The 15,155-nt window shown below is 69.1% G+C and carries 15 protein-coding genes; 5 read left to right on the forward strand and 10 right to left on the reverse strand.

Annotated elements, in window-relative coordinates:
* Window positions 1–228 precede the first annotated feature (228 nt).
* Window positions 229–966 carry a tetratricopeptide repeat protein gene (locus G5B46_RS18865; RefSeq protein ID WP_165261385.1) on the reverse strand — a complete coding sequence of 246 codons (738 nt, stop codon included), beginning with the start codon at window positions 964–966 and terminating at the stop codon, window positions 229–231.
* 283 nt (window positions 967–1,249) lie between these two features.
* Between G5B46_RS18865 and G5B46_RS18870 the strand changes: the two genes are divergently transcribed.
* A complete protein-coding gene (locus tag G5B46_RS18870; protein ID WP_165261387.1) occupies window positions 1,250–4,153 on the forward strand; it encodes a TonB-dependent receptor in 2,904 nt (967 codons plus the stop codon).
* Window positions 4,154–4,187: 34 nt separating this feature from the next.
* On the opposite strand, the gene G5B46_RS18875 is transcribed toward G5B46_RS18870, so the two are convergent.
* The 8 genes from G5B46_RS18875 to lgt form a co-directional block, all read right to left on the reverse strand.
* Window positions 4,188–4,496 carry a DUF5076 domain-containing protein gene (locus G5B46_RS18875; RefSeq protein WP_165261389.1) on the reverse strand — a complete coding sequence of 103 codons (309 nt, stop codon included), beginning with the start codon at window positions 4,494–4,496 and terminating at the stop codon, window positions 4,188–4,190.
* Window positions 4,497–4,554: 58 nt separating this feature from the next.
* Window positions 4,555–5,169 (reverse strand): aminoacyl-tRNA hydrolase, encoded by a 615-nt coding sequence (pth, locus tag G5B46_RS18880; RefSeq protein WP_165261391.1) that lies wholly within the window; start codon window positions 5,167–5,169, stop codon window positions 4,555–4,557.
* Window positions 5,170–5,380: 211 nt separating this feature from the next.
* Window positions 5,381–5,980: a 50S ribosomal protein L25/general stress protein Ctc gene (locus G5B46_RS18885; protein ID WP_165261393.1), complete on the reverse strand. Its 600-nt coding sequence runs from the start codon at window positions 5,978–5,980 to the stop codon at window positions 5,381–5,383.
* Window positions 5,981–6,139: 159 nt separating this feature from the next.
* Entirely contained in the window at window positions 6,140–7,258 is a 1,119-nt protein-coding gene (locus G5B46_RS18890; RefSeq protein ID WP_165261395.1) for a hypothetical protein, read from the reverse strand.
* A gap of 246 nt (window positions 7,259–7,504) precedes the next feature.
* A complete protein-coding gene (locus G5B46_RS18895) occupies window positions 7,505–8,443 on the reverse strand; it encodes a ribose-phosphate pyrophosphokinase (RefSeq protein ID WP_165261397.1) in 939 nt (312 codons plus the stop codon).
* 230 nt (window positions 8,444–8,673) lie between these two features.
* Complete coding sequence (gene pgeF / locus G5B46_RS18900; protein WP_165261399.1) at window positions 8,674–9,459, reverse strand: peptidoglycan editing factor PgeF; 786 nt, start codon at window positions 9,457–9,459, stop codon at window positions 8,674–8,676.
* Window positions 9,456–10,637, reverse strand: a complete 1,182-nt coding sequence (locus G5B46_RS18905; protein ID WP_240903573.1) for an SAM-dependent methyltransferase — start codon at window positions 10,635–10,637, stop codon at window positions 9,456–9,458. The genes pgeF and G5B46_RS18905 overlap by 4 nt, the downstream gene beginning before the upstream one ends.
* Entirely contained in the window at window positions 10,634–11,530 is an 897-nt protein-coding gene (gene lgt, locus G5B46_RS18910; RefSeq protein WP_165261401.1) for a prolipoprotein diacylglyceryl transferase, read from the reverse strand. The genes G5B46_RS18905 and lgt overlap by 4 nt, the downstream gene beginning before the upstream one ends.
* 116 nt (window positions 11,531–11,646) lie before the next feature.
* On the opposite strand from lgt, the gene G5B46_RS18915 reads away from it, so the two are divergent.
* The 3 genes from G5B46_RS18915 (at window position 11,647) to proC (ending at window position 13,595) form a co-directional block, all read left to right on the forward strand.
* Window positions 11,647–11,937, forward strand: coding sequence for an accessory factor UbiK family protein (locus G5B46_RS18915; protein ID WP_165261403.1), 291 nt, complete (start codon window positions 11,647–11,649; stop codon window positions 11,935–11,937).
* Between the two features lie 130 nt (window positions 11,938–12,067).
* Entirely contained in the window at window positions 12,068–12,571 is a 504-nt protein-coding gene (locus G5B46_RS18920; RefSeq protein WP_101713958.1) for a YbjN domain-containing protein, read from the forward strand.
* Between the two features lie 241 nt (window positions 12,572–12,812).
* Window positions 12,813–13,595 (forward strand): pyrroline-5-carboxylate reductase, encoded by a 783-nt coding sequence (proC, locus tag G5B46_RS18925; protein ID WP_165261405.1) that lies wholly within the window; start codon window positions 12,813–12,815, stop codon window positions 13,593–13,595.
* Between the two features lie 146 nt (window positions 13,596–13,741).
* Here the strand turns inward: proC and G5B46_RS18930 are convergent, their stop codons facing one another.
* Window positions 13,742–14,737 carry an alpha/beta fold hydrolase gene (locus G5B46_RS18930; protein ID WP_205691767.1) on the reverse strand — a complete coding sequence of 332 codons (996 nt, stop codon included), beginning with the start codon at window positions 14,735–14,737 and terminating at the stop codon, window positions 13,742–13,744.
* Window positions 14,738–14,833: 96 nt separating this feature from the next.
* Here G5B46_RS18930 and G5B46_RS18935 point away from each other — a divergent pair, with 96 nt between their 5' ends.
* Window positions 14,834–15,139, forward strand: coding sequence for a hypothetical protein (locus G5B46_RS18935; protein ID WP_165261409.1), 306 nt, complete (start codon window positions 14,834–14,836; stop codon window positions 15,137–15,139).
* Window positions 15,140–15,155: the final 16 nt, after the last annotated feature.

Raw genomic sequence — 15,155 nt, forward strand, 5'->3', positions numbered from 1 at the left:
CTCGCCAAACCCAAGCTGACCCGTCGCCTTCACCGACATCGGCAAGTCTCCTGCTTCAAACAGCAAGGAATCACAGCCAGCCGATTTCGCAATGGTCCCCCTTTGGGGGAGGCGGCCGAAGGCCGGTGGGGGGACGTTCTCAGCTTCCGAGGCGATGGAAAGTCATTGTCTCCTCCCCCCACCGATCGCTGCGCGATCACCTCCCCCTGTGGGGGAGGTTCCTAAAGGTCAGCCCGCCGCGGCGGCCGCCATGTCGCGCCACGGACGCGCTTCGCGGCGGAAGCGGGGGTGGGTCTTGGAGAGCCGCTTGTCGAGTTCGGCCAGGGCCTCGCGGGCCTCGGCCTTGCGGCCGCTCTCGCCCAGGAACACCGCATAGCGGGCCATGCCCTCGAAGCCGGGCATGTGGGCGGCGGCCCAGCGCAGGGAGACGTCAGCCTCCTCGGTGCGGCCCAGCGCGGCCTGGGCGCGGCCCAGGGCCAGGGCGGTCTGCGGCGTGCGGCTCTTTTCGCCCTGCTGGCCCAGGGCCTCGAGCAGCGGCAGGGCCTCGGCGGCGCGGCCAAGCTCGATCAGGCTGTTGGCGCGGGCCAGCATCAGGGTCGGATCGTCGGCATAGTGGCTCTGCAGGGCCTGGGCGTAGATCCGCTCGGCCTCCTCGTGCTTGCCAAGGCCGCTGGCGGCGACGGCCAGGCGCGAGAGGTTGGCGACGGTCGGGGCGTCCTCGGCCTCGCGGCTGGCTTCGCGATATTCACGGTGCGGGTCGAGCGCCTGGCGGGCGGCGGTCTTCATCTGCTGGGCCTTTGCCCCGCCCATGAACTCCGGCGCGATCACGGCCAGCAGATAGATCAGCGCGCCGATCCACGGGAACATCAGGATGATGAACAGCCAGTACATCGCCTGGCCCGTGCGCACGACGTGGACGCACATGACGATCGAGAAGATCAGCGACAGGCCAAGAACGGGGAACATCGACAAGGGTCTCCGGATACGTCCCGGCTATGTGTGGCCCCCATGCCGGGGCGTCAATCGGCGAGGCCTCCGCAAGGCGAGGTTTCGCCGTCCGCTCGCGCAGGTCCGCGCAACGTCGCCTCTTGCGTGTTCGACATGTGTCCGACTAGTGTCGTTATATTGCGAGAGTGCAATCCACTATGTGGGATTATCTCGCGAAACACATAAGCAGACCGGGAAAACCGGCGCTTGGGTTGGAAACATAAGGGCGGGTCCATCGAGGCGCCGCCGTCAGGAGGGACCTATGTCGTCGTCGTCCTCTCGCGCCCTGAAGGCGGGCTGCTCGTTGGGTGTCCTGCTGTCCGCGGCCCTCCTGGGCGGTGCGGCGAGCGCCCAGACGGCCCCTCCGCCCTCGGGCGAGACCACCGAGAACGCCGTGGAGGAGGTGATCGTCACCGGCTTCCGCGAAAGCCTGAAGAGCGCGCTGAACGTCAAGCGCCAGTCCTCGGGCGTGGTCGACGCCATCAAGGCCGAGGACATCGCCGACTTCCCCGACGCCAACCTCGCCGAGTCGATCCAGCGCGTGCCGGGCGTGTCGATCACCCGCGTGGCGGGCGAAGGCCGTACGATCACTGTGCGGGGCCTGCCGCCGAACTTCACCCGCGTGCGCATCAACGGCATGGAAGCCCAGTCGACCAGCGGCGCCACCACCAGTGACCGCGGCGCCAACCTGGGCCGCGGCTTCGACTTCAACACCTTCGCCTCGGAGCTGTTCAGCGGCATCACGGTGCGCAAGTCGGCCCAGGCCGAGGTGATCGAGGGCTCGCTGGGCGCCACGGTCGATCTCGATATCGCCAAGCCGCTGGACCAGAAGGGCCGCACCTTCGTGGTCGGCGGCTCGCTGGGCTACAACGACCTGTCGGAGAAGAACGACAAGAAGTTCAGCGCCGTGCTCGGCGACCGCTGGGACACCGCCTGGGGCCAGTTCGGAGCCCAGGCCTCGGTGGCCTGGAGCAAGCGCGAGTTCCTCGAGGACCAGTGGGGCTCGGGCGGCTGGAACCCGGCGACTTCCGACCAGGGTTTCTGCACCCCCGTCGGCCGTCCGGTACCCAACCCCGCCTTCAACGCCGCCAACGGTACGGACGCGCTGAACTGCGCCACCGGCGTGCCGCGTCCGGCCGCCAGCGACACCCTCTACGACCTGGGCAACCGCTCGACGGTGTTCTTCCCGCGCCTGCCGCGCTACGGCCGCTTCCACCACGACCAGGAGCGCACCGGCGCCACCCTGGCCCTGCAGTGGAAGCCCAGCGAGCGCACCTCGTTCGGCTTCGACGCGCTTTATTCGAAGTATGACGTCGTGCGCGAGGAGAACTGGCTGGAGGGTTTCTCCTTCGCCCGCTCGATCACCCAGAACGGCAAGCCGCAGACGGCGATCCGCGAACTGATCCTGCGCGAGGCCGGAACCAGCCACACCGCCGGCGACAACTTCGGCAAGCCGGTCTACGACGTCGCCTATGCCCGCTTCGACGGCGTCGACGTGCGTTCCGACACCCAGCACGACGAGTTCCAGAACGTCTTCCAGCAGTACACCTTCAACGGCAAGCACGAGCTAACCGACAACATCACCATCTCGGGCCTCGTCGGCTATTCGAAGTCGGACTACGACCAGCCCAAGACCACGACGATCATGTTCCAGCGTCCCAATACGAGCATGACGATCGACTTCCGCGACGACCGCGACCAGCCCAAGATCACCCACGGTTTCGACGTCACCGACGCCAGCCTCTACAGCTTCGGCGCGCCCAACGCCGAGGTGCGGCTGTCGCAGATCTTCACCACCAACATCTACAAGACGGCCGAGCTGAACCTGGCCTGGGCGGTGGACGACGACCTGACCATCAAGTTCGGCGGCCACTTCCACGAGTTCTCGTTCGACACCTCGGCCCGTCAGCGCCTGAACAACTTCCTCGTGCCCACCCTGACCAGCGACCAGCTGAAGGCCGTGACCAAGGTCATCAGCGGCTTCGGCGGCAGCGGCATCAAGGACGGCGTGTTCCCGACCAGCTGGGCGACCATCGACTACGACAAGTTCGTCGACAGTCAGAACCTCTACAGCGACAGCGGCATGTACGCGCTGTCGCCCAATGTCGGCGGCATCCGCCGCGTCGAGGAGAAGGTGACCTCGGCCTATCTGCAGGCCGACCTTCGCACCGTGATCGGCGGCCTGCCGGTGCGCGGCGACGTCGGCTTCCGCATCGCCCAGACCGACCTGCAGTCGCGCGGCTATCAGGTTGGCCTGACGCCCCAGCAGGTGACGGCCGAGAACAGCTATCACGACGTGCTGCCGTCGCTGAACTTCGCCGTCGACCTGCGCGACGACCTGGTGGTGCGCTTCTCGGCGGCCAAGGTGGTGGCGCGTCCTGACCTGACCTTCCTGTCGCCGGGCGGCAGCCTGAACCTGACCGGCACGCCGTCGATCACGTCGGGCAACCCCGACCTGGACCCGATCCGCGCCACGACCGTGGACCTGGGCGCAGAATGGTATTTCGCGCAGGGCTCGGTGCTGGGCGTGGGCGTGTTCTACAAGGACATCGCCACCTATGTGCAGAACCAGTCGTCGCAGACCAAGTTCCGCCAGACCGGCCTGCCGCTCAGCCTGCTGGGCAATTCGATGCTCGATCCCGACGGCACCGACTTCACCATCACCCGTCCGGTCAACACCCCCGGCGGGCCGCTGAAAGGCATCGAGGTCAACTACCAGCAGACCTTCACCTTCCTGCCGGGCTTCCTGCGCCATACCGGCGCGCTGGTGAACTACACCTATGTCGACTCGCAGATCGACTACTTCCTGGCCGCCGGCGGGGTGACCACCAACGACCTCGTGGGCCTGTCGAAGAACGCCTACAACGCCACGCTCTACTACGAAGACGCCAAGTTCAGCGCCCGCGTCTCGGCCTCGTACCGCGACAAGTCGATCGTCGCCCTGCCGGCCAACAACCCGCTGCAGGACGTCGAGGGCTACGACGCCAACCTGACCTTCGACATGGCCGCCTCCTACCAGATCAACGACCGCATGAAGCTGTCGCTGGAGGGGCTGAACATCTTCGATCGCTTCAACCGGCAGTACATCGACTCCGACCGCGACAGCACCTTCGTCTACACCCACACCGGCCGGCAGTTTAACCTGGGCCTGCAGTACCGGTTCTAGGCTCGGGCAGGGGGCGGCCTCCCTCGGGAGGCCGCTACTCGACCATGCCGCCACGCGAGGGCGGGGTTGCCTTGGCCAGCTGTTCGGCCAACAGGGCCGAAAGCTCCTCGCGCACCTCTTCCCGGGGCCGGCCGTAGTGCTGGGACAGGCCATTGGCGACGTGCTGGGTCAGGTCACCGATGATCACCGCCCAGGCGTTGGTCTCGTTCAGGCCGGGGACGTTCTCGTACATCCCGACGTTCAGCGTGCAGTGAAAGCCGCGATCGGCGATCCACAGACGGGCCATCTCGACTCCGTTCGGGTCGAGAGTGGCGGGCGGCGGGATCTGCAGCTCTTTGGCCATGTCGGCTCCTTCGCATCGAAAGCGGGTTTGCCGGTAGCCGGATTCGGTTGAGCGGAATCTACTCCGCGCGCGGCTTTTTCGGATCGGCCTTGGGCGAGGGGGCCAGGCGCAGCACTTCGGCCTGGTAGCGCTCGTCGTCGCCGGCGGCGGCGAAGGGCAGGGCGTCGGTGATCGCGTCCAGCAGCGGGTCCAGCCACTGGTGCTCGACCTTGTGGAAGTCGCCCAGCACGTAGTGCATGACCATGGCCTTGTCGCCGGGATGGCCCACGCCGATGCGGGCGCGGCGGAAGGTGTCGCCGATCTGGCTGGTCACCGAGCGGATGCCGTTGTTGCCCGCGGCCCCGCCGCCGGCCTTCATCCGAAAGCGCCCCGGAGCCATGTCGATCTCGTCGTGGAAGACGATGACGTCGGTCGGCTTCAGCTTGAAGAACTTCATGGCCTCGCCCACGGCGCGGCCGGTCTCGTTGTAATAGGTCTTGGGCTTGAGCAGCAGCAGCTTGACCGGGCCGTTCGGGGTGTCGACCAGGCCCTCGCAGGCCAGCCCCTGGAAGCGCGCGCGCCAGGGCGCCGTGCCCCACTTCCGTGCGATGGCGTCCACCGCCATGAAGCCGACGTTGTGGCGGTTCTTCTCGTACTTGGGCTCGGGATTGCCGAGGCCGGCGAGGATCAGCATGGCGCGGTCAGTTCCGTGTCTATCGGCCCTGCGTCCTTCGAGGCTCCCCTGCCGGGTCGCACCTCAGGATGAGGAAATCAATGCAATGAGGCCCTCATCCTGAGGCGCCCGCGCAGCGGGCCTCGAAGGACGCACGACCCCAAACGAAAACGGGCGGACCCGAAGGCCCGCCCGTCTCTTAAGTCAGTTCGGTCGCTAAACCGAGCCGGGATCAGCCTTCGACGGTGGTGTCGCCGGCGTCCGACTGGGCCGAGGCCGAGGCCTTCAGGGTCGCGATCACGAAGTCGCGGTCCACGGCCGGCTTCACGCCTTCCGGCAGCTTCACTTCCGAGATGCGGATGGTGTCGCCCAGGTCGTGCTTGGCCAGGTCGATGACCAGCTCTTCGGGGATCTGGTCGGCCGGGCAGGCCAGCTCGACGGTGTGACGGATCACTTCCAGCGAACCGCCCTTCTTCAGGCCCGGCGAGGTTTCGTGGTTCTTGAAGTGCACCGGCACTTCGATCTTGATCAGCTGGTGCTCGCCGACGCGGAACAGGTCGAAGTGGACCGGCTCGTCGGTGACCGGGTGGAATTGCACGGCCTTGGCGATGACCGATTGCTTTTCTTCACCGTGCTGCAGCGTGACCAGGTGGCCGAGCAGCTTGCCGGTGTAGAGGGCCTTGCGGAATTCGTTGGACTTCACCGCGACGTTCACGGGGTCCTTGTCGCCGCCGTACAGGACGCCCGGGACGAAGCCGGCGCGGCGGGTTTCACGGGCGCCGCCGGTGCCGGCGCGCTCGCGGATTTCGACTTTCAGGATGATCTCGGCCATGTCTGTTCTCTCTTGAGGGCCCATGCCCTCGGAATGCGAAATCGCCGCACAAGGCCGGATTGCCCCGCTCGGTCGACGTTTTCAGGAGGGCGCCCAATACACGAAGAGGGCCGCCGGTGCAATCCGGCGGCCCTCTCGCTGTCAGCCGGGGAGGCTGGGTCAGGCTTTCTTCTTCTTCACGGCCGCCGGCTTGGCGGTCGTCTTCTTCTTGGCGGCCGGCTTTTCCGGCGGCGGGGGCGGCAGGGGCTCGACCGGCATCGGCGCGCCCGAGGCCTTGATGACGCAGGCGCCGGTGTCGATCATGGCGTGCTGGCCCAGGCAGAAGATGTCCTCGTAGTGCGGCTTGGAGACAGCCAGGCACTGGTAGAGGTTCAGCTTGGCCATGTTCAGGCACGAGGCGCTGCTGGGCTCGGCCATGATCGCGTCGATGGTGGCCAGGTTCTCGTCGCCGGCCGCGCCGAGGGCGGCGAGGGCGGCCACGGCCAGGCTGCGGATGACGGCCGGGCGGTAGGGCGGCGGCGCCGAGCGCGGGCCGGCCGGCGCGGCGGTGGCGTCGAGGGCGGCGTCGATGTTGGCGGCGGCGGGCGCCGGGGCCGGCGGGGCGTTGACCGTCACCAGGGTCGCCTGCTGCAGCTGGGCCACGTCGGCGGTGTCGGCCAGGGCCGGGACGGTCGAGGCGCTCTTGGCATAAGCCAGGCGGGCGTCGCGATCGGTGACGAAGCCCTTGGACCAGGCCACGCGCTGCACGTCGTAGGCCGACTGCTTCACCTTCTTGCCGGCCTGGTAGACCTTGAGGCCGTCGGCGCCGAGGGTGTCGATGATGCGGGCGGCGGCGGTGTCGGAGCCCTTGAAGCCGACGGCGTAGGCCGGGTCGGCGATCAGCTGGTGGATGACCTGCTGGCGCTGGGCGGGATCGGCCGCGAAGGCGCGCACGGCGCTGACGAAGGTCGGATCCTGCAGGGCCAGGACCGCGCCGTACGACATGACGCCGCTGAGGAAATGCTTCTGCTCATAGCCGACGCCGACCTTCAGCGAGGCCTGGATCTGCTCGCCGTTCTGGAAGTTGGCGTCGATGGCGCCGGCGCGCTGCATGTAGCCGCGGAAGGCGCTTGCGCGCTCGACCACCTTGCTCGACAGGGTGATGGGCGGCGGGGCCGGCGGGGCCTGGACGACGGGCGGGGGCGGCGGCGCGGGCGGGGTGGAGCAGCTGGCCAGGACCGAGGCCGCGGCGAGCGCGACGGCCGTGATCGCGGCGCGCGGACGCAGGTTGAAAAGCATGCTGACGACATCCCCGTGTGACTGGAACCGGCTTAACATCGCCGACGGGCGACATTGTGACAGTCAGTCCGTTAACCAGACTTTGACAAGCGGGACTATGTCGCGATTTCCGCGAGAGCGCGGATTCCGTTGGATATTTCGCCGACGGAAAATGTGGCGCCGATGTGGCGGCGCGGTCGTGGGGGTTAACGGCCAGCCCCCGACCAATCCCCGCGAAAGCGGTGACTGGTCGGGACAGGAAGTCTCTTAGTCGAACAGCTTCGACACCGACTCTTCGTTGGCGATGCGGCGGATGGCTTCGCCGATCAGCGGGGCGCACGAGACGTAGCGGATCTTCGGGCAGGTCTTGGCGTGGTCGGAGGCTTCGATGGAGTCGGTGACCACCAGCTCGGTCAGGACCGAGTTGGTCACGCGGTCGACCGCCGCGCCCGACAGCACGCCGTGGGTGACGTAGGCGCTGACCGAGACGGCGCCGTGGTTGATCAGGGCCTGGGCGGCGTTGCACAGGGTGCCGGCCGAGTCGGCGATGTCGTCGAACAGGATGCAGCGGCGGCCTTCGACGTCGCCGATGATGTTCATCACTTCCGACTGACCCGGGCCCGAGCGACGCTTGTCGACGATGGCGAGGTCGGCGTCGTCCAGGCGCTTGGCCAAAGCGCGGGCGCGCACCACGCCGCCGACGTCCGGCGAGACGACCATCAGGTCTTCGCCCAGCGGGTAGTTCTTGATGATGTCGTCGGCCAGCAGGCGCGAGGGCAGCAGGTTGTCGGTCGGGATGTCGAAGAAGCCCTGGATCTGGCCGGCGTGCAGGTCCATCGTCAGCACGCGGTCGGCGCCCGATCGGGTGATCAGGTTGGCCACCAGCTTGGCCGAGATCGGGGTGCGGCCGCCGGTCTTGCGGTCCTGGCGGGCGTAGCCGAAGTAGGGCAGCACCGCGGTGATCCGCTTGCCCGAAGCCCGCTTCAGGGCGTCGATGCAGATCAGCAGTTCCATCAGGTTGTCGTTGGCCGGGTAGCTCGTCGACTGGATGACGAAGACGTCCTCGCCGCGGACGTTCTCGTCGATGGTGACGAACACCTCGAGGTCGGCGAACCGGCGCACCTGGGCGCGGGTCAGCGGCATGTCGAGGTACTCCGCGATGGCCTGGGCCAGCGGACGGTTGGAGTTGCCGGACAGCAGCTTCATGTTGGATTCTCGGTGGGGGGACGCCGTTGCCGGGCCTTCTAGCAGCGATCCGCCCGGGGGCAATCCTCTTAAGGCTCCAGGTTGCGCTTCGTGAACGTTTCGTGTCGTTCAGGCCGCAGGGGACCCCCTCCGGCCCTTCGGGCCGCCTCCCCCAGAGGGGGAGGATCTGCGGCCTCCGACGCTCCCCCTCTGGGGGAGCTGTCGGCGAAGCCGACTGAGGGGGTTCTCCGCTACCCCTCCAGCATGATCGCCGACAGCAGCCGGCCGTAGTCCTTCTGGCCGCTGAGCACCGCGCGGCGGTTGGAGAAGAAGTGGTCGCCCTCGGCGCAGGTGTCGCGGCCGACCCATTCGCGTTGTTCGACGCCGGCGGTCTCGATGCGGTCGAGCACGAAGGCCGGCAGGTCGAAGTAGCGCTTGTCCTGGCTCTTGCCGGGCTTGAAGAACCGCTTGGAGCCGGGGCAGTCGGCCTCGAACTTCGCGAAGAACTCCAGGCCCACCTCGTAGGACTGCGGGCCGATGCAGGGGCCGACGGCGGCGACCATGCGTTCGGGGCGGGCGCCCAGTTCGACCATGGAGTCGACGGCGGCCTGCACCACGCCGTCCAGCGCCCCGCGCCAGCCGGCGTGGGCGGCGGCCACGACCCGGGCCTCGGGATCGACGATCAGCACCGGGGCGCAGTCGGCGTGCAGGGCGCCGCAGACCACGCCCGGCGTCTTGCTGACCACGGCGTCGCCCTGCGGCCGCGCATCGCCCCACGAGCCGTCGGCGACGATGGCGATGGTCGAGTGGATCTGGAAGCAGGTGTTGAGGTCTTCGCGCTCGACGCCGAACCAGCCGGCGGCCCGGGCGCGGTTCTCGATCACGTCGGCCGGCTCGTCCTGGCTGCCGCGGCCGACGTTGAGGCTGTCGTACAGCCCCTGCGAGACGCCGCCGTTGCGGGTGAAGAAGGCGTGGCGCAGGCCCGGCACGGACGCCAGCAAGGGCGACTGGACGGTGGGGAGCGATGCTTTGGTCATGCCTCGTCCTCGAAGAGCGGGGGATTGAGCCCCGGCGCGCTCAGGCACGCGACCTTGAAGAGATCGCCCATCTGCGCCGCTCCGGTCAGGCGATCAAGCTGTCTTGCGAGGGTGTCGGCGCGATCGGGGCGCGCGGCGGCCAGCGCCTGGGCGCGAGCCTCGATGCCGAGGGCGCGCAGGAACTCGCCCTGGGTGATCACCGGCGGGGCGCTCGCGCCGGCCTGCCGCGCCGCGTCCAGCACCGAGGGGAAGTCGGCCCAGACGGTCAGGTCGGCCTGGCCGGGACTGTCCAGCGGGCCTTCCTTCCTGTGGGCGCGCAGGGCCTGCAGGGTGTCGCCGGCCTCGGGGGCGGCGCGGCCGTAGTCGATCAGCAGCGCCGCGCCGCCGTCGCGGGCGACCCGGTGGCCTAGCTCCGAGCCCAGCGCGGCCTGGGCCGGCGAGGATTCGAGGATGGATCCGAGCGCCAGTTCCTCCCCCGCCAAGGCGGGGGACGGGGACCACGAAGTGTTGGAGGGGGCGTCAGGCGGCAGGGAGGCGGTCGCCCCCTCCACCGGCTGCGCCGGTCCCCCTCCCCCGCGACGCGGGGAAGGAGAAAGCGATCGCAGCCCGAACGCCAGTTCGCCGTCTTCGCCCAGGCCCACGACGCGCTCGGCCCAGCCATCGGCGGTCTTCACGAACTGGCGGGCGGGCAGGCAGTCGAGCAGTTCGTTGGCGACCAGCAGCAGCGGCGCGCCGGCCGGAACCTCTTCCAGGCGGTCGGCCCAGCGCACGGACGCGCCGGAAAGCTTGTCACGCTGGGCCGCGCGCAGCACCGGCGAGACCTCGACCAGCCACAGGTCGGTGGCGTCGAGGAAGGCGGGCAGCAGGCGGGCCGCGCGCAGGATGTCGCTCATCAGGGTCCCGTCGCCGGGGCCCATCTCGACCAGGCGGAAGGTCGCGGGGCGGCCCAGGCGATCCCAGGTCTCCATCAGCCAAAGGCCGACGAGTTCGCCGAACATCTGGCTGACGCCCGGCGCGGTGATGAAGTCGCCCCCGGCGCCCAGGGCAGGGCGATTGGCGTAGTAGCCGTCGCGCGGGTCGTGCAGGCAGCGGGTGAAATATTCCGGAACGCTGATCGGGCCGTCCTGGGCGATCTGGGCCTTCAGGCGGCCCAGCAGCGCGGGTTCTCGCAGGCTCAAGGCTGGACCGGCTCCGGCGCCGGGACGGGGGTCTTCAGGGCGCGCCACAGCAGCCAGCCGCCGACCAGCAGCATCGGCAGCGACAGCATCATCCCCATGGTCAGGCCCAGCGGGAAGTTCGGCATGCCCTCGTCGGGGTTGCGCACGCCTTCCAGCGAGAAGCGGAACAGGCCGTAGCAGATCAGGAAGGTCGCCACGAGCGCGCCGCGGCGCTGCAGCCACTTGAAGCGCCAGACCAGCACCTGGAGGATCGCGAACAGCAGCACGCCTTCCAGCGCCGCCTCGTAGATCTGGCTCGGATGGCGCGGCAGCAGGCCCGCAGGGCAGCCGCCATGGGCCGCCTCGATGGTCTTGTTGCAGAACACCACGCCCCACGGAACGTCGGTGGTGCGGCCCCACAGCTCGCCGTTGATGAAGTTGGCGCAGCGACCGAAGAACAGGCCGATCGGGGCCACCGGCGCGACCAGGTCGCCCAGCTTCAGAAGGTCGATGCCGTTGCGGCGGGCGAACAGGATCACCGCCGCGCAGACGCCCAGGAAGCCGCCGTGGAACGACATGCCGCCTTCCCAGACCTTGAAGACGTTCAGCGGATTGGCCGCCAGGACGTCGCGCTGCTCGGGGTTCACCAGCATGTAGAAGAGCACGTAGCCCAGGCGTCCGCCCAGGATGATCCCCAGGGTGATCCACAGCACCAGGTCGTCGATCTGCTCGGCGTTGGCCGTGGGCCGGTGGCCGCCCCAGGGCGTGGGCGATTTGACCAGCCGGATGGCGTACTGCCAGCCCAGCACAATGCCGGCGACATAGGCCAGGGCGTACCAGCGCAGGGCCAGCGGTCCCCATTCCAGGGCCCAGGGACCGATGTGAACGACGGGGTCGATGTCGGGAAAGATCACGCCGTACGGCTCCGTTCGAGACAGATGGTCGCAGGGATACCCGCTTCGTGGTTCGCTTTCATCCCCTGCGCACCATATAAAGAACTGTGGGCGATTTGCGCCCGGCCGGAACGACGATGCACAGCCAGAACCCTTTCCTCGACGAATTCGCCAAGTTCACCCAGGCCGCCATGGGCATCGCCCAGACCGCCGGCGACGAAGCCAAGACGGCGTTCCGCGCCCAGGCCGATCGCTGGGCCGCCGAGCTGGACCTGGTGCGCCGCGATGATCTGGAAGCCCTGAAGGCCCAGGTGGCCGCTCTGCAGGCCGAAGTCGCCGCGCTGAAGGCCGAGAAGACCGCGACCCCGAAGGCCGCCGCGAAGAAGGCGACTCCGAAGGGCGACAAACCCGCCGAAAAGGGCGAATAAATCGTTTACCGCTCGCTTCAAGCGTGAACGCTGTTGTGGCCAAACGCGCGAAGCAGCTTAGACTCTCCTTTCGTGGGCGACACCCGGCGGGTCCCACGCCCGTCATCGCCCCCGGGGGCCAAAGGTTCTGATGGACACCCAACCCGACGACGACGTCCTGCTGGCGCTGGATCCCCTCGAGGTGGTCGAGCACGTGCTGGCCGCCGAAAACCTGACCTTCGACCGGACGGAGGACGGCGATCTCGCCTTCGCCCTGACCGGCGACTGGAAGGATTACGAGCTCTGGTTCGCCTGGCGTCCGGAGGCCGACTGCCTGCAGCTGTGCCTCTCGCTCGACCTGCGGGCGTCCAAGACCAAGCGCCCGGCGGCCTACGAACTGCTGTCGATGATCAACCAGCGCGTCTGGCTGGGCCACTTCGAGGTCTGGACCGACGACGGCGAGGTGGTGTTCCGCCACGCCCTGGCCCTGCCGTCGGGCGAGCGCCCGACCATGGCCCAGGCCGCCTCGATGATCGACGCGGCGGTGGAAGCCGCCGACCGCTTCTATCCGGCCTTCGACTTCCTGCTGCACGGCGCCAAGACCCCAGACGAGGCCATGGCCGCCTGCATGTTCGAGACCGTCGGCCAGGCTTGATCTTCCTTCTCCCCTTGCGGGAGAAGGTGTCGGCGCGAGCCGACGGATGAGGGGTCTCTCAGACTTTCGACGCCGCGACAGCTGATCGGCTGCCGCGGCGTTTTCGTGCGCGCGACCCCTCACCCGACCTCCCTTCGGGAGGCTGCCCTCTCCCGCAGGGGGAGAGGGACCATTCTGGTGGTGACGCGCCCCCCCTGTCGCGCTAAGCGCCCTGCGACACCAGACACGCGGGAGCTGACCCATGACCCCCATCCTTCTGCTCGGCGCAGGCCGCATGGGCGGGGCCCTGATCGAGGGCTGGCGCAAGACCGGGGCGTTTTCGCTCTCCGACCTGATCGTCCGTGATCCGGCCGCGACCGCCGAGGCTTTCCCCGGCGCGGTGGTCAATCCGTCGCTGGAAGCGTTGTCGGCGGCCAAGGTGGTGCTGCTGGCGGTCAAGCCGCAGATCTGGCGCGAGGCGGTCAAGGACGTGGCCCCGCACCTGGCCCCCGACGCCATCGTCGTCTCGATCGCCGCCGGCGTGCGCGCGGCCGACATCTCCGAAGCCTTCGGCGGGCGCCGCGTGGCGCGGGTGATGCCGACGACCGCGGTCGCCATCGGCCAGGGCGCAGCCAGCCTCTATGCCGACACGCCCGAGGCGCTGGACGCCGCCAAGGCCCTGCTGGCTCCCGTCGCCGCCACGGTCGAACTGGCCGACGAGCAGCTGATGCACGCGGCGACCGCCGTCTCCGGCTCGGCGCCGGCCTATCTCTACGCCTTCATCGAGGCCCTGGAGGCCGCCGGCGCCGGCCAGGGCCTTTCGCCGCAGGACAGCGCCCGCCTGGCCCGCGCCACCATCGCCGGCGCCTCGGCCCTGCTGGCGGCGGGCGGCGAAGAGCCGGCCGAACTGCGCAAGCAGGTCACCTCGCCCGGCGGCACCACGGCCGCGGCGCTGTCGGTGCTGATGGGCGAGGGCGGTTTCGGAGACCTGCTGCCGCGCGCGCTGGAAGCAGCGGTGAAGCGCTCGGAGGAACTGGGGGGGTAAGAAAGATCCTCCCCATGAAGGGGGAGGTGGCCCGAAGGGGCGGAGGGGGAAGTGCCTGATGAGGGTAGTGCAGCCTCAAGGACGGCAGCTCCTTCCCCCTCAGTCGGCTTTGCCGACAGCTCCCCCTTCAGGGGGAGCATCTCTTTCTACGGCGCGGTTGCGTCCACCAGCGCCTGCGCCGGCTTGCCCCGTTCGGCGGCCACGAACTCCACGGCCCGCACGATGTGGTCGGCGAACTCCCCGCCCAGCAGGCGGGTGTGGCTGGCGCCGGCCACGTGGTCGACATAGCCGTGCTGCGAGGCGCGGGCCGGGGCGGCCTGCATGTCCTTCCACTGGGCGCGTTCGCCGACGCGAGCGCCGGCGGTGACCACGGCCACCGGCCATTCGGGCTTGAACGGCGGTTCGGCGGCGGCTTGATCGGAAGCCTCGGCCCACAGCGTGACCTCGGCGGCCGAGGTGCGGTTGTGGCGGCCGTTGGCGAAGCCCCAGCGCTTTTCGGCCTTGGCGTCCGGCGGCAGGCCGATCTTGTCGCCCAGGCGGGTGTACATCAAAGGCTTGTAGAGCCCGGTCGAGGCACCCAGGGCGGCGGCGCGCGAGATGAACACGAACGACTTGATGAAGCTCTGGGCGCGGCGGATCTGCGCGGCTTCGGGCGTGGCGGCGTCCACCAGGACCAGGCCCGCCACCTGGTCTGGATTGCGCCCGGCGTACTCGCGCAGGCGCAGGCCGGCCATCGAGTGGCCGACCAGGATGAACGGGCCCTTCTCGCCCGAGGCGGCGACCAGCTTCTCGAAGTCCGAGACGATGGCCAGGCCGTCGCGCGGGGCGGGGCCCTGGGGCGAATAGCCCATGCCGGCGCGGTCGTAGGCGCAGGCCCGCCAGCCGGCGGCGGCCAGGGCGTCCTGGGTGGCGCCCCAGTCGGCGGCAAAGCCGAAGGCGCCGGCTTCCAGCCAGACGGTGGGGCGGTCGGCGTGCGTGGCCTCGCCTTCGCACACCAGGCGCAGCTTACGGCCCTCGCCTATGTCGACGAAGGTTCCGCGCGGGGCCTTGTGGCCGGCCGCGGCCATCACGCCGCCCGTCGCGACGAAGGAGACGAACAGGAGGGTGAAGGCGGCAAGGGCGCGTCCGGCGTGCTTGAGCATGGGTCTCAATGTAGGGGCGCAGGGCCGTTCGTCGAGAGCGTCCGCGACGTCGGGGCGCGGTTTCTTTTCGGCGGATCAATCCGTAGACTCGCCGCCATGCGTCGCGTGCTGTCCGCCCTGTTGCTGGTCGCCGCCCTGGTCTCGTCAGCCGGGGCCCAGACCCATGGCCGCCAGGCGCCGTCGGTCCCCGCGCCGGCGGAGACCTCCGCGCCCAGCGCGCAGGCGGTGATCCCGCCGCCGATCCCGCTGCAGTCGCCAAGGCCCGGCGCCGATCCGGCCGCCTGCAAGGCCGTGTGCGCCAAGACCTACTACTTCTGCCGCGCCAACACCGACGACGACAGCTGCCCGGCCGAATGGGCCCGCTGCGACGCCCGCTGCAAGGCGACGTTCACGCGGCCATAGGATCCTCCCCCCTCTG

It is taken from the genome of Caulobacter sp. 602-2 (genome assembly GCF_011043625.1).
Classification (GTDB): Bacteria; Pseudomonadota; Alphaproteobacteria; order Caulobacterales; family Caulobacteraceae; genus Caulobacter.